This is a genomic window from Streptomyces sp. CA-210063, assembly GCF_024612015.1.
Lineage (GTDB): Bacteria > Actinomycetota > Actinomycetes > Streptomycetales > Streptomycetaceae > Streptomyces.
In genome coordinates this window covers 1931599-1946126 of record NZ_CP102512.1, presented here as the reverse complement: position 1 = coordinate 1946126, position 14528 = coordinate 1931599, and the positions used below count along the sequence as shown (strand labels likewise).

The window sequence follows — 14528 nt, the reverse complement described above, 5'->3', positions numbered from 1 at the left end:
GCGGACGCCGCCTCAGGCTTCTCCCGAGCCGGTCGCGACCAGCTCCGTCGCCGCGCCGTTGACCGGTTGCGGGGTGCCCGTGAGGTCCAGGACGAACAGGGAGACGCCCAGGCCGTCGGCGCGGTCGCGGGCGTCGTTCGCGTATCCGGCGAGGGAGAAGTAGACGCAGTCGGTGGACTCCGTCATGGCGGTCAGCCACAGACACTCGACATCGCGCAGCGAGGCAGGCCGCACCGACGGGTCCACCTGGGCCAGGACCCCTCGCGCGGCCAGCCCGATGCCGCTGGGCTGCCGCTGGTCGGCCCGGCGGACGTCCCGGTAGCCGAGCCAGCGCAGATAGAGGGCGACGGCGGTGACCGCGTCCCGGGCGGTGCGGATCGTGACCGGCTGGAAGGCGGTACGGGGGCGGACGGAAGGGTCGGCTCCGTGCGGATCCCGGGGGCGCAGGGTCCGTAACGCGCCCGCGACGGGGACGCGCAGCACCGTTCCGCAGGCGCAGCCCAGCTCGGGATGGGGCCACTGGTCCTCGCGTCCGCAGCTCCCGCAGCGGACGGTGACCCAGTCCTCGTCCCAGGTGCGGTGAGTGACGGCGGTGGGGGCGGCCCCGAGGTTCAGCGACGGGGCGACGGGGGTGCCGCAGGCGCACGGATAGGCCGGGGCCGCGTACAGATGCTCCCGTCCACAGTCCGGGCACCGCACCGCCATGCTCTCGCTCATTTCCCACCCCGACCCACCGAGAAAACGCCCCCATCATCGTCCTCCAGTCAGGGCTGTTCCGGCAGGGAAACACCCGGAGACGCTCCAGGTGGATTCGGCCGCGCACGCCCTTGACGCCCCTCACCCCCACCCCTACATTGCTTCCAGATAGTAGAAAACAATTTCCGCATTACGGAAAGAATTTGCGGAAAGTCACTGACGAGACCACGGAAGTGCTCACCGCGGGGCGCGACGGGAGCGCGAGTCCGGCAGCTGAAGCAGGAGTACGCAATGGCTCGTATGACCGCTGCCCGCGCGGCAGTCGAGATCCTCAAGCACGAGGGCGTCCGCGACGCGTTCGGTGTCCCCGGCGCGGCGATCAACCCCTTCTACGCGGCCCTCAAGGCCTCCGGCGGCATCCAGCACACTCTCGCCCGGCATGTCGAGGGCGCCTCGCACATGGCCGAGGGCTACACCCGCACCCACCCCGGCAACATCGGTCTCTGCATCGGCACCTCCGGGCCCGCCGGGACCGACATGATCACCGGGCTCTACTCGGCCATCGGTGATTCCATCCCGATCCTCTGCGTCACCGGCCAGGCACCCACGGCCGTGATCCACAAGGAGGACTTCCAGGCCGTCGACATCGCCGCCATCGCGGGGCCGGTCACCAAGATGGCCGTCACCGTCCTGGAGGCCGCTCAGGTCCCCGGCGTCTTCCAGCAGGCCTTCCATCTGATGCGCTCCGGCCGTCCCGGACCCGTCCTCATCGACCTGCCCATCGACGTCCAGCTGACCGAGATCGAGTTCGACCCGGACACGTACGAGCCGCTCCCGGTCTACAAACCGGCCGCCACCCGCGCCCAGATCGAGAAGGCGATCGGGCTGCTGAACGCGGCGGAGCGGCCGCTGATCGTCGCGGGCGGCGGCATCATCAACGCCGACGCCTGTGAACTCCTCGTCGAGTTCGCCGAGTTGACCGGCGTCCCGGTCGTCCCCACCCTCATGGGCTGGGGCGTCCTGCCCGACGACCACGAGCTGAACGCCGGCATGGTCGGCCTGCAGACCTCGCACCGCTACGGCAACGCGACCTTCCTGGAGTCCGACTTCGTCCTCGGCATCGGCAACCGCTGGGCCAACCGGCACACCGGGAAACTGGACGTCTACACGGCCGGACGGAAGTTCGTCCACGTCGACATCGAGCCCACCCAGATCGGCAGGATCTTCGCCCCCGACTACGGCATCGCCTCCGACGCCAAGGCCGCCCTGGAGCTGTTCGTCGTGGTGGCAAGGGAGTCGAAGGCGGCGGGCAGGCTGCCGGACCGCTCCGCGTGGGCGGCCGGCGCGCAGGACCGCAAGGCCCGGCTCCAGCGCCGTACGCACTTCGACGACATCCCGATCAAGCCGCAGCGCGTCTACGAGGAGATGAACAAGGCCTTCGGTCCCGAGACCCGGTACGTCTCGACCATCGGCCTCTCCCAGATCGCCGGCGCCCAGATGCTGCACGTCCACCACCCGCGCCACTGGATCAACTGCGGCCAGGCGGGCCCGCTGGGCTGGACGGTCCCGGCCGCGCTCGGTGTCGCGAAGGCCGACCCGGAGGCGTCCGTAGTCGCCCTCTCCGGCGACTACGACTTCCAGTTCATGATCGAGGAACTGGCGGTCGGGGCACAGCACCGCATCCCGTACGTGCATGTCCTGGTCAACAACGCCTACCTGGGCCTGATCCGCCAGGCCCAGCGCGCCTTCGACATCGACTTCCAGGTCAGCCTGGAGTTCGAGAACGTCAACTCGCCCGAGCTGGGCGTCTACGGCGTCGACCACGTCAAGGTCGCCGAGGGCCTGGGCTGCAAGGCGATCCGGGTGACCGACCCCGCCGAACTGGGCGCCGCCTTCGAGCAGGCGAAGAAGCTCGCGGCGGAGTACCGGGTGCCGGTCGTCGTCGAGGCGATCCTGGAGCGCGTCACCAACATCTCGATGTCCACGACCAACGACATCGGCAACGTGGTCGAGTTCGAGGAGATCGCGACGGAGCCGGGGCACGCGCCCACGTCGATCAGGACGTTGCGGGTCTGAGGTGGAGGAGACGTTGCGGGTCTGAGGCGTACGACGTCGAGGGCGGCGTTCGACGTCGACGGCGGCGTACGGACGTCAGGGGCGGCTTATCCGGGGGGTGGGTCGCCCCGGCCGACGAGTCCCGCCTGGCGGGCGAATCGTGGTGCTACGGCCAGGAGGGCGGCGGGTCCGTCGAGGGCGACCAGGAGGACCAGTTGGTCGGCGGGCAGGTTCCCGGGGTCGTCGTCCGGCAGCGGGAGCGACAGGGGCAACTGCTCGCGGAGTTCGGTGAGAAGGCGTCGGGTGGCCTGCTTCCGCCGTGGTGGGAAACGCCGTAGCAGACCCTGTGCGGTCAACTCAGCGCGGACTTCGGCGAGTTCTCGGCGCATCCGTGGCCGTTCCATGAGTTCCCGCAGATCGGCGGGCCGGTGGAGCGAGGTGTGCACCGCCTTCTCCAGCGGGTGCAGGGGAGGGAGGGGATGCCCCACGCCGCCGGACGGTCCCGACGTCCGCATCGTGCCGCCCCTTCCGGCGACGGCCCCCCGTAGATGCAGAGCCAGTGCGGCGACCGCCACGGCGGCGCGGGGCCCACCCCGCAGCAGCGCGACCTCGCATGACGCGAGCCGCTTTGTCGCGCTGCCGCTCATGGGCTCTCCCGTTTCCCCCGTTTCCCCCGATCACCGAGAGATCCCCCCGTTTCCCCCGGATCTCGCGTTCCCCCGTTCCCCCGTGCCCCCGTTCCCCCGTTGTCCCCCGTGGGCTTCCCCCGTCGAGGCCCGCCGCCCCCGTGCCGACGGGCCTCGTGTGTCGAGAATGTGCCCTCACCCAGGGGGAGTTGAAGCCCTCGCGCAGGGGTTCAGAGGTTGATTTGAGGGTTCCGTAGACGGTCTACGCACCCTTGCGTAGACAGAGGGCCACGATGGTGGGCGGTGATCGGATGGTCAGACCCTGATCGCACACAATCCCTTCCTTGCGACGCGATGCGGCATGGCACTGGAGTGGCAGCTCGAGAAGGCGGCGGAGGAGGCGGCCGGGGCAGGCGTGGAACGTGGTGCGCATACATCGAGGATCCCGCCGTCGCCGCTCGGGACATCGTCACCTCGCCGGAGGCCCCCGCCTGCTCGCCGCCGACAACAATGAGCCGGACCGCGGCGGGTGCGACGGCACCGGTTCCGCGTCCCTCATGTCGAGACGCGGGCCGGAGCCTTCGCCACCGCACTGGCGCACACGCCGCCGCGATCCGTGCCCTGCCCGCGTGCGCCGACGGTCACCCCTCATCCGGGTCGTCGGCAACAGGTGCGGGTGGTGCGTCCGGTGGCTGATGGGTGTCACCAGGGACCGGACGCGGCTCGGGGCCCACTCCCCGCGCGGCGCGCACCGCGGTTCCGGGGAGTGGATGATGTCGGAAATTCGATCGGGGCCTTGATGAAGACGACCGCGGCGTAGTTCCCGACGAGGCCGTAATTGACCTCTTCCGTAGAGAAGTTGATCGCCAGGCAGGGCCGTCGCACACCGCGTCGGCGGTGGCCGAACCCGCCCCCACCGTCCAGAGGCGTACGAACATCGCGGTGCGCCCGCCGACGCTCCTCAGGAACTCGGCGTACCCGAGACGGCGGTTCCGGTCCGCGGCGGCACCTGGGCGCGACAGGACAGATGTCGGCGCCGCCGCGGACCGGAAGTTCGGGGAGTGGCCGGCCTCAGACCTGGGCGCCGGAGAGACGTTCCACGCCCCGCAGCAGGGCCGAGTGGTCCAGGCCGCCGTCGCCCTGGGCACGCAGCGAGGCCACCAACTGGGCCACCACGGCGCCGACGGGCAGGGCGGCGCCCACGGTGCGGGCGGCGTCCGTGACGATGCCCATGTCCTTGTGGTGCAGATCGATACGGAAGCCCGGCTTGAAGTCCCGGTTCAGGAAGTTGTCCTTCTTGCGGGTCAGCACGGTCGAGCCGGCGAGGCCGCCGTTCAGCACGTCGAGCGCCGCCCTCAGGTCCACGCCGGACTTCTCCAGGAAGACCACGGCCTCGGCGCACGCCTGGATGTTCACGGCGACGATCAGCTGGTTCGCGGCCTTCACGGTCTGCCCGGAGCCATGCGGACCGCACAGCACGATGGTCCTGCCGAGCGCCTCGAAGACCGGCTCGGCCTCGTCGAAGTCGGCCTGCTCGCCGCCGACCATGATGGACAGCACGGCCTCGATCGCGCCCGCCTCACCGCCGGACACCGGGGCGTCGAGCACCCGGATGCCCTTCGCCTTCGCCGCTTTCGCCAGGTCGACCGAGGTCTGCGGGGTGATGGACGACATGTCGATCAGCAGGGCGCCCGGCCTGGCGTTCTCCAGGATGCCGTCGGGGCCGTACGCGATGGCCTCGACCTGCGGTGACGCGGGGACCATCGTGATGACGACGTCGGCGTCGCGCACGGCCTCGGCGAGGGAGCCCGCGGCGGTCCCGCCGGCGGCGGCCAGCCGGTCGAGCTTGTCCTGCTCCAGGGTGTGGCCCGTGACGTCGTAACCCGCCTTGATCAGGTTCTCCGACATGGGGGAGCCCATGATGCCGAGGCCTATCCACGCGATCTTGGGGAGATTGCTCATGGTGAGGGTGCCTCTCTGACTGCTCTGCCGCGTCTTCGGGGGTGGGCTACGACTGTGGGTGGGGCTCGACTGTGGGGCTACGACTGTGGGTGGGGCTACGACTGTGGGGTGGGCGCTCAGCGCGCCGCGCGGGCCTCGCGGGGGAGCCACTCGAAGGCCTCGGCGCTCGGGCGGTCGCCCGGCTTGTACTCCAGGCCGACCCAGCCCTCGTAACCGGCCTTGCCCAACTGGTCGAGGAGGTCCTCCAGCGGAAGGGTGCCCGTGCCGGGGGCGCCGCGGCCGGGGTTGTCGGCGATCTGCACATGGCCGGTCCTGTCGGCGTACCCGGCGATGACCTGTGGCAGGTCCTCGCCGTTCATGGACAGGTGGTAGAGGTCCATCAGGAAGCGCGCGTTGCCGAGGCCCGACGCGTGGTTGACCTTGTCGACGACGCCGACGGCGGCCGGGGCCGACACCAGGGGACAGAGCGGCGACTCCACCTTGTTCAGGGCCTCGATCAGCAGGGTCGCGCCGATCCGGTCGGCCGCCTGGGCCGCCAGGACCAGGTTCCGCAGCGCGAGCGCGTCCTGCTCGACCGGGTCCACGCCGGCGACGCGGTTGCCGTACAGGGCGTTGAGCGCCTTGCAGCCGACGGACTCGGCGAAGTCCGCGACCACGTCGATGTTGGCGCGGAACTTCTCCGACTCCTCGCCCGGGATCGACAGCGCGCCCCGGTCCGGCCCTGGCAACTGCCCGGAGTAGAAGTTCAGCCCCGTCAACTGCACGCCCGCGCCCTCGAGCGCCCGCCGCAGGGCGTCGAGTTCGGACTGTGCGGGGGTGGGGGAGTCGACCCAGGGCCACCACAGCTCGACCGCGGTGAAGCCGGCCGCGGCGGCGGCCGCGGGGCGCTCCAGGAGCGGGAGTTCCGTGAAGAGGATCGACAGGTTGACGTTGAAGCGCTGCTCTGCGAATCCCATGGGGCCTCAGACGCTCCCTTCCGTGCACGTTTCCATATTGCGGAAGTTGCTTTCTGCTTAATGGAAGACTGCCGTCGATCGTCAGAGCTTGTCAAGAGGGCTCGGTGGGAAACGGCGCCGCGCGTCAGGGAGTGCGCGTGCGAGGGACCTGCGTGCCACGCCAGGGGCGCCGTCATTGACGAGTCCGGTGGCGTGGGCGTGGTGGAGCGGGCGGGGAGGCTCCGCGTCAGGCCGGGCCGAGGACGCAGAACTCGTTGCCTTCCGGGTCGGCCAGAACCTTCCACGGGAAGTCGCCCCGGCCCGCGTCGGCGGGCGTCGCGCCGAGGGCCTTGAGCCGGGCCACGCCCGCCGCTTGACCGTCACCGTCGAAGGGGTAGGGCGCCAGGTCGAGATGGACGCGGTGCCGCATCTCCTTCAGGTGGGGCGTGCGGAGGAACTCCAGATACGGGCCGACACCCTCGGCGGAGCGCAGCAGCGCATGATCGTCGGTCACCTCGTGCGGGGTCCAGTCCATCGCCGCGCCCCAGAACCGGGCCATGGCCCGCGGGTCCGCGCAGTCGACGACCACCGCGGCGATGGGCCCGGTGTCCCGGTGGATCTCCCGAGGCTCCAGGACGCAGAACACGTTGCCCTCCGGGTCGGCCAGAACTGTCCGAGGGAGGTCGCCTTGGCCGTCGGCGGGCGTCGCGCCGAGCTCCTTCAGGCGCGCGACCAACTCCGCGTGATGGGCCGCAGAGGTGGTGGCGAGTTCGATGTGCGCGCGGTTCTGCACCGTTTCGGGGTCCGGGACGGCGATGACATCGACGCGGACGGCGGCGGGGTCCGGCCAGGCGGAACCCACGGGCTTGACGCTGGTCGCACCGGGTGCCTCGCTGGAAACACTCCACCCGAGCGCCTCCGCCCAGAACCGGCCCAACGCCGAGTCGTCCCGGGCTTTGACGTTCACCTCGAAGAGTCGCAGCGCCATGCCGCCAACCGTATACCCGGGGGACGAATCGACAGGTGTGGCGGAGGACCTTGAGCAGACCTGGATCGATGGGCCACAGCGGTGTTCGATACACCCACGATATGCACCGGCTCATAGCCTCGAGGGCATGCGTGTGCTGATTGTCGAGGAGAGCCCTGTCTGGCAGAAGCCATCCGGGACGTACTGCGCGACCTCGACCAGGGCCGAGCAGCCCGCCCCGAGCTCCATGCGGTCAGTGAAGGCGGAGGACTGTTGCGGCGGCGTATGCGTATGTCGATACGCCCGCGATACACGCCATCCCCGGCGCCACGAGGACACGGACGGCCGGGAAGGCCGCGCGCCGCCCGGCAGGGGTGGCGCGCATCAACTCAGCCGGATCACTGCGTACGTCTCGCCGTCCCTCGGCGGCCGCGTCCAGGAGCGGGTGGTGAACGTGTGCAGCCGCCCGTTCACGATCGCGTGGCGCGGCAGATGGGCACCGAACTCCCCGGTCACCGCTTCCAGCAGCGACCGTTCGGCCTCGGCGCTGTCCGCCAGGTCGCCGAAGAACCGGCTCGGGTCCAGTGCCCGCGGTATCTCCCCGCTTGACCGGACCTCTCCGTCCGCGTACGTGAACGCGTACTGCTCGGCACCGTCTCGCGCCACCGAGAGGTGGAAGAACGGCTCACCGTGCCAGGTCCTCAGGCCGCTCCACACCACCACCGCGCGGGTGCCCTCGCCGGCGGCCGCGGCCGGGGAGACGAACCGCTCCCGGCCGAACGGGGCGGGATCGCCGTCGAAGGCGAAGCTCCAGCCGGTGCCGGCCCGGCCGACCGCCATGAGAGCCCTGTCGTCGTAGGACGAGAACTCTCCTTGTTTGTTGTCCAGCGACCTGCGGCGTGCCTCCCAGAAGGTCATGGGTTCGTTCAGCACGGTGCCGTCCCCGTCCCCGTCTCTGTCCCCATCCCCGTCCGTGAGACGTCGGGGCAGTTCCTCCGGCTCCACCCCTTCCACCAGGACGAAGCGGTAGGACGTGCGGTTGTCGCCGGGGTCCGGCTCCGCGAGCCACGCCAGGCCGCCGGGGTCGAGCCCGGCCGTCGGCCTCGGTGCCTCACCCGCCTGCCCGCCCCTCGGTGTGGACAGCAGCTCCCGGCCCCGCTCCGGGGTCAGCAGCGGCCCGAGCAGTGGGTCGGCCACCCACCCCAGCGGCGCCAGATGGTCCGGTCCCACCGGCTCCCACAGGGGCAGAGCGTCCATCAGTGTCCGCCATGCCCCGTCGGTGTCTCCCCACCGCGCCAGCTCCCGCGCCCGCTCGACCGGCTCCCCGAACGGTCCGGCCGCCGTGTACCGGTACGTGCCGTTCCGCACCTGATTCAGCGTCGTGTGAGCCAGCGACACCACGTCGTCGTCGGCGCCCCGCAGAAAGAACGTCAGCGCGGAGTCGTCCCGGTACGAGTGCGCCGCGTGCTCGGCGACCAGCGGTGGCAGCAGCTCGGGCGCGTACCGCGGGCCCGTCACCAGGTCCTCGAAGTACACCATGGAGGTCTGTCCGAGCAGACGACGTATCTGGTCACCCAGCCCGGCGGCCCGCGGTCTGCCGTACTCCTTGGCCTCGTCCAGCGCCTTCACGGCCCGCTCCCAGCCGCCGCGCAGCGCCTCCAGCCGGGCCTCTTCGACCTGGGCGTCCAGGTTTCGCGTCGTGTCGTTGGCGAACTCCGGCTCCCCGTCGCTCCCGTGCGCCCGCAGGCTGTGGAACTCCCGGTACATCTCCCGCATGAACTCGAGGAAGTTCGCGTGCCGCTCGGGTGGCGCGGCCCGCCAGCTCGCCCATGTGTAGACGGCCCACTCGCCGACCTCGTCGACGTCCTCGGGGTCCATGAGGACGTGGGTGACGTCGGACTCGACGTCGAGCTGCAGTCCGCGCCGCCAGAGGTCCGCCTCCCGCCGCTCCTCGGGCCCGGCGTCCTCGTCGAGGTCTTCCTCGACCATCTCCGCGAGTCCTGACTCGTTGTTGTGCCAGTGCGCGTCCTGCGTCCCCGCGAGCAGCCACACGAACCCGCCCGCGTGCCGCCATCCGTCGCTGACCTTGAGGAACTCCCGGTACGACGGGGGCATCCGCCGGCCGAGGCGCTCTTCCAGGGCTGCGATCCCCTCCTCCGACGCGGGCGGGAACCCCAGCCACCGCGCCCGCCGCGCGGCCTCGTCGTCCTCGCCCCGCGTGTCGCCGTCCGGCAGGGAATCCGCCCACTCCCCGCTCCATCTGAGCAGGAAGGAACGCCAGTTGAATGCCGTGGTGTCCGTCATGTGTCCGATGCTGCCACCCACCACTGACAGCGCTCCGCTCCTCGCCGCGGCCGACGGCGTTCGGGGAGGGGTCCCGGAACGGGTGCGGATACTGGTCAGTACGTCGGACGCCTGCCGAGAAGCTCTCGAACCCGGACGCCGTCGAACCCGGACGCCATCGAACCCGGAAGCTCTCGATCCGAGGAGACCAACGATGCCCCCCTCCGCCAGCCTCGCACGTGGTGTCCCGCCCACCACGCCAGGGACCCTGCATGCCCGTACGGTCACCGCTGAACTCAGCGCACCGCCCCGCCAGGGGCTGACCGTCCGCTTCGGGCGCGGTGAGGAGCCGGACGTGGACCTGGGGGTCGGCGTGGACGACCTGCGCGTGAGCCGGCGGCACGGCGAGTTGACGTACCGCCAAGGCATGTGGTGGCTGCGCAACATCGGGCAGCAGCTCGTCCGGCTGCCCCGCGGCCGGATGATGCACCTCACCACCGAGCCCATCCCGCTCGACGCCGGCTACACCCCGCTGTTCGTGAAGGGCTCCGGCTACCGCGAGCACCTCGTCGAGCTGTATGTCGCGGGCCATGACGACCAGGGTCCCGTGTCCCGGCGGCGCACGGAGACGGTCCGGCCGGAGACGTGGCCGCTCGACGACGACGAACGACTGCTGCTGGCCCTCCTCGGCCAGCGGTATCTGCTGTACGAGGAGAACCCGCGCCCCCTCACCTACTCCACCGCCGCCAAGCAGCTCGCCTACCTCCGCCCGGACGGCAACTGGAACGAGCGCCGGATCGAGCGCCGCATCGAGGCCGTACGCCGCCGTCTGCACCACAGCGGCTTCAGGTACCAGCTGCTGCACGACAAGTCGCAGGGCCGTCCCGCCGACAACAGCCTGCTGCACAACCTGATCAAGGGGCTGGTGGAGTCGACGACGCTCGTACCGCCGGACCTGGACCTGATGGAGGACGACATGGCCTGGCCGGACTCCGTGTCCTGACCAGGCGCCGACGCCCCCGTGTCATCTCATCGCGCGCGGAGTTCGGCGGCGGCGGACGCCGCGAGGGCTTCGGTCATCGCGCAGAGCTTGTCCGCGGGCTGTCGCCCGCCGACATCCAGGCGCACCATCTCGGCGGCGGTCTCGGCGTCCTGTCCGCCGTACGTGCGGTACTCGACGAAGGCCGTACAGGTGTCGCCGTCGTCGTCCGGTTCGACGACCGTGCGGTATCCGCTGAGCCTGACGGTGGTGGCGCCGTCCTCGGCGGACCTGGGCTGATCGCGGAAGAAGGCGATCTCCGCATCCAGCTCGTCGACATCACTGGACCACTCGCAGCTCCAGTTCGCGACGCCGGCGTCCGGCGCATCGGCCTTGAGGCCGGGAACGGCGGACAGGGCCTTGGCGTCGAGGAGTCGGCAGGCGTTCGCCCAGGCCAGCGACGTGCGCGGGTAGGCCGGTGACCGGCGGGGGAGCGGACCCCGGTCGAGGACCTCGGCCGCGCTCCGGGCGGCCTTGTCGGCGACCGTGCACAGGGTCGCGTTGCCGCCGAACACAGAGCCCTTGCCCATGTTGACGCGGACCCCGACCAGTGAGCCGTCGGTATCGGCGTCGGACGTCAACAGCAGCTTGCACTCGTCGCTTTCGGCCTGCTCCTGATGGATGTCGATCCCGCCGACGGTGCGGGAGGGCTTCGAACCCTCGGGCGGCGAACCGCGAAGAAGGCTGATCGACACGTCGATCCGGGTCTCGTCGTCGATGTCCACCAGTACGTCGCAGCGGTCGAAGTTCCCGTAGTCCACGTCCACGTGGGCGTCCCCGAACTGGTCGAGGGCGGCGGGGTCGGCCACAGCGCACACGTCGGCCGTGTGCGGATCGCCGATCAGGGCTTGCGACGCGCCGTCCGAGGCGTCGTCCCCCGGCTGGCTCCGACCGGGCTGAGGGCTGGCGTTCCCTGCGTTGTGGTCGGGGATGACGACGAGCCCCAGGGCCAGTACGGCGCTGATGCCGAGCGCGGTCGCGATCAGCGGCCGGCGCCACCGCCGGTGCCCGGTGACGGTGCCGGCGGTGGCCGTGTCCCCCGGGGTACCCGGTTCGGATCCGGCCACGTCCTCCAGGAGCCGCTTGACCTCGGCGGCGTCGGGGCGGTGCCGAGGGTCGCGTTGAAGCATGGCGGTGAGCACGGGATACAGCGGTCCCACGGCGGCGTCCAGCTCGACGACGCCCTGCTCGGCCTTCCAGTACCTCAGCTGCTCGGCCTCCTTCCCCTCGTCCCCCGTCCTGGCGGGGTCGGCGTCCTCACCGGTCGCGTCGCCGCGCGGCGGCGCACCGGTGACCAGTGCGTGGAGGGTGGCGGCCAGGCAGAACACGTCGGAGGCCGGGCGGGGGACGTTGCCCCGGGCCAGCTCGGGGGCGGCGTAGTCCGGGGTGAAGCTGAACGGGCCGTTGACGGTGATGGTCTCGGTACCGCCGACCCGGTAGGCGGCGCCGAAGTCCAGTAACTTCGCGGCCCCGTGCCGGGTGAGGCCGATGTTGGCGGGCTTGACGTCACAGTGGACGATGCCCGCTTCGTGCAGGGCGGCCAGCGCGTCGGCGAGCTGGGCACCGATGCGGGCCGCCCGCGCGGGAGAGACCGTCGGCTGCCGGTCCAGGCCGCCGCCGGGCACGTACTCCATGACGAACCAGAACGTCCGCCTTCCGGCCCTGTCCTGCTCCACGGTCACGACATCGAACAAGGTCACGACGTGGGGATGGTCGCGGAACTTGGCCATGGCGCGCGGTTCACCCAGCAGCCGCCGCACCGCGGTCTCGTCCTCACTGTCCGTCCGCTCCGGTTTGAGCGCGACGTCCTGGCCCACCACCGTGTCGTGGGCCAGCCACACATCGCCGCCTCGCCCCGCGCCGATGACCTCCTTGAGGACGTAGCGGTCGGCGAACTCGTCCCCGGAACGCACGGATCTTCCCCCTCGTTCGAGCCCGGCACGCGCACGGCCCAGGGCCGCACTCACGGGGAGAACCTACTGCGTACGGCCGACCGTACGCAGCGTCTACCCAGAGCCTTCATGAGTCGTACCCATGCACAAGGGGAAGTGGTGAGATCGCGGCTCCGGGACGGGTCCCGACAACGGCGCCTACGGTACGCGTCGTCAACCGAACCCCCCCCGACAGGAGAAACCCCCCATGCCAAGCACTCGGAGCATCGTGCTGGCCGGCATCACCGCCGCTGTCTCGGCCGCCACGCTCACGCTGCCCGCCCAGGCGGACACTTCGGCCCCCCAGGAGCGGCCGGCCGGCTGCGCCTACCCGTCCGAGGTCCTGGACCTGACCGACTGGAAGCTGACCCTGCCCACCGGCGAGGACGAGGACCCCACCGAGGTCACCCAGCCCGACCTGGCGACCTTCTCCGCCGATCCCTGGTTCCGGGCCGAAGCCGACTGCGACGCGGTCAGGTTCCGGGCCGCCGTCAACGGTGTGACGACGGGGGGTTCCAGCTATCCACGCGCCGAGCTGCGGGAGATGACCGACGGCGGCGAGGACGAAGCCGAATGGTCCACGACGGACGGCACCCACACCCTCGTGGTCAGGGAGGCCTTCATGGCACTGCCCGAGGAGAGGCCGTACCTGGTCGGGGCGCAGGTCCACGGCGGGGACGACGATGTCACCGTCTTCCGCCTCGAGGGCAGCCGCCTCTACATCACCGACGGCGACGATCGCCATCACCACCTCGTCACCGACGACTACGAGCTGGGCACCGAGTTCGAGGCCAAGTTCGTGGCCAGGGACGGGGAGGTCGACGCGTACTACAACGGCCGGCTCCAGACGACGATCTCCCACGACGGCGACACCAACTACTTCAAGGCAGGGGCCTACACCCAGGCCAACTGCGGCAACTCCGACCCGTGTGCCGGCGACAACTACGGCGAGGTCCGCATCTCCCGCATCAAGGTCACCCACTCCTGACCGGAGCGGGTTGTTCTCCCGAGCCTCGGATGATCAGCCGGGTGGGAACGGTGATGGTGCGAGCCCGGGAGCGGTCGCCGTCGAGGCGGGCCAGGGCCGTGGACGCGGCGCTGCGGCCGATTTCTTCGGGGTCCTGGGCGACGACGGTCAGGGCCGGTTCCAGTGCCTCGGCGAGTGATACGTCGTCGAAGGCGACGACGGCCACGTCCTTGCGTTTGTCGCGCGCGAGTTGGGCGACGATGCCGAGCGCCATGATGTTGTTGCCCGCGAACACGGCGGTGGGGGGATCGGCCAGTTCGAGGAGTTGGGCGGTCGCGGCCTCGGCGCCCGGCTGATCATGGGCGTTGGCGACCAGCGAGCGGTCGTAGGGGATGTCGGCTGCTCGCAGGGCAGCGCGGTATCCGGCGAGGCGTTCGCGGCGGGTGTACAGCTTGACGGGCAGGTCGCCGACGAAGCCGATGCGGTGGTGCCCGTGGGCGATGAGGTGGGCGACACCGTCCTGGGCCCCCGCACGGTTGGAGCTGACGATGCTGTCCGTGGGCAGGCCCACTCCTGGTCGGTCGAGGAAGACGATGGGCAGCCCCGCCGTGCGCTGCGACCTGAGGTGGGAGTGGTCGGCGCCGACGGACGGCACGACGATCAGGATGCTGACGCGGCGGGCGAGGAACTTGTCCGTCAGGGCGCGTTCACGGTCGGGGTCGTCCGCGGAGGAACCCATGAGCAGGGTCAGTCCGCGTTCGCCGACCGTGTCCTCGATGGCGCGGGCCACGGCGCCGAAGAAGGGGTTGGCGAGGTCGGGGATGACCAGGCCGATGGTGGTGTCGGGGCCGCCGACGCGGATGTTGCGGGCCATGAGGTTCGGCTGGAAGCCCAGCTCGGCCACCGCGGCGAGTACCTGTTCCCGCGTCCGCGCCGAGACGGGTCCGTCCTCGTTGAGGACACGGGAGACCGTCTTCGCGCTGACACCTACTTCGCGGGCGACGTCGGCCAAGGTGGGGCGGCGGCTCGCTGCCATGGAGGAAACCGTCTCCTGAGGGCTCTCGGTT

At 70.7% G+C, this 14528-nt stretch carries 11 protein-coding genes; 3 read left to right on the top strand and 8 right to left on the bottom strand.

Going from position 1 to position 14528, the window contains the following annotated elements; genetic code table 11:
- Window positions 1-12 precede the first annotated feature (12 nt).
- Window positions 13-717 carry a hypothetical protein gene (locus JIX56_RS08445; RefSeq protein ID WP_257538150.1) on the bottom strand — a complete coding sequence of 235 codons (705 nt, stop codon included), beginning with the start codon at window positions 715-717 and terminating at the stop codon, window positions 13-15.
- Between the two features lie 270 nt (window positions 718-987).
- Between JIX56_RS08445 and gcl the strand changes: the two genes are divergently transcribed.
- The gene (gene gcl, locus JIX56_RS08440; protein ID WP_257538149.1) at window positions 988-2772 is read left to right on the top strand and encodes a glyoxylate carboligase; all 1785 of its coding nucleotides are present in this window, start codon (window positions 988-990) and stop codon (window positions 2770-2772) included.
- Between the two features lie 86 nt (window positions 2773-2858).
- On the opposite strand, the gene JIX56_RS08435 is transcribed toward gcl, so the two are convergent.
- The 5 genes from JIX56_RS08435 to JIX56_RS08415 all read right to left on the bottom strand — a co-directional run bounded on the left by JIX56_RS08435 (window position 2859) and on the right by JIX56_RS08415 (window position 9545).
- Window positions 2859-3398, bottom strand: coding sequence for a TIGR04222 domain-containing membrane protein (locus tag JIX56_RS08435; RefSeq protein WP_257538148.1), 540 nt, complete (start codon window positions 3396-3398; stop codon window positions 2859-2861).
- Window positions 3399-4448: 1050 nt separating this feature from the next.
- Entirely contained in the window at window positions 4449-5339 is an 891-nt protein-coding gene (locus tag JIX56_RS08430; RefSeq protein ID WP_257538147.1) for a 2-hydroxy-3-oxopropionate reductase, read from the bottom strand.
- A gap of 116 nt (window positions 5340-5455) precedes the next feature.
- Window positions 5456-6295 carry a TIM barrel protein gene (locus tag JIX56_RS08425; RefSeq protein WP_257538146.1) on the bottom strand — a complete coding sequence of 280 codons (840 nt, stop codon included), beginning with the start codon at window positions 6293-6295 and terminating at the stop codon, window positions 5456-5458.
- Window positions 6296-6521: 226 nt separating this feature from the next.
- Window positions 6522-7262 carry a VOC family protein gene (locus tag JIX56_RS08420; RefSeq protein WP_257538145.1) on the bottom strand — a complete coding sequence of 247 codons (741 nt, stop codon included), beginning with the start codon at window positions 7260-7262 and terminating at the stop codon, window positions 6522-6524.
- A gap of 363 nt (window positions 7263-7625) precedes the next feature.
- Window positions 7626-9545: an SMI1/KNR4 family protein gene (locus JIX56_RS08415; RefSeq protein ID WP_257538144.1), complete on the bottom strand. Its 1920-nt coding sequence runs from the start codon at window positions 9543-9545 to the stop codon at window positions 7626-7628.
- 193 nt (window positions 9546-9738) lie between these two features.
- Between JIX56_RS08415 and JIX56_RS08410 the strand changes: the two genes are divergently transcribed.
- A complete protein-coding gene (locus tag JIX56_RS08410; protein WP_257538143.1) occupies window positions 9739-10527 on the top strand; it encodes an FHA domain-containing protein in 789 nt (262 codons plus the stop codon).
- 26 nt (window positions 10528-10553) lie between these two features.
- Here JIX56_RS08410 and JIX56_RS08405 read toward each other — a convergent pair whose 3' ends face one another.
- A complete protein-coding gene (locus tag JIX56_RS08405; RefSeq protein WP_257538142.1) occupies window positions 10554-12476 on the bottom strand; it encodes a serine/threonine-protein kinase in 1923 nt (640 codons plus the stop codon).
- Window positions 12477-12702: 226 nt separating this feature from the next.
- On the opposite strand from JIX56_RS08405, the gene JIX56_RS08400 reads away from it, so the two are divergent.
- Window positions 12703-13482: a polysaccharide lyase family 7 protein gene (locus JIX56_RS08400; RefSeq protein WP_257538141.1), complete on the top strand. Its 780-nt coding sequence runs from the start codon at window positions 12703-12705 to the stop codon at window positions 13480-13482.
- On the opposite strand, the gene JIX56_RS08395 is transcribed toward JIX56_RS08400, so the two are convergent.
- Window positions 13469-14497: a LacI family DNA-binding transcriptional regulator gene (locus JIX56_RS08395; protein WP_257538140.1), complete on the bottom strand. Its 1029-nt coding sequence runs from the start codon at window positions 14495-14497 to the stop codon at window positions 13469-13471. The genes JIX56_RS08400 and JIX56_RS08395 overlap by 14 nt on opposite strands.
- Window positions 14498-14528 lie beyond the last annotated feature (31 nt).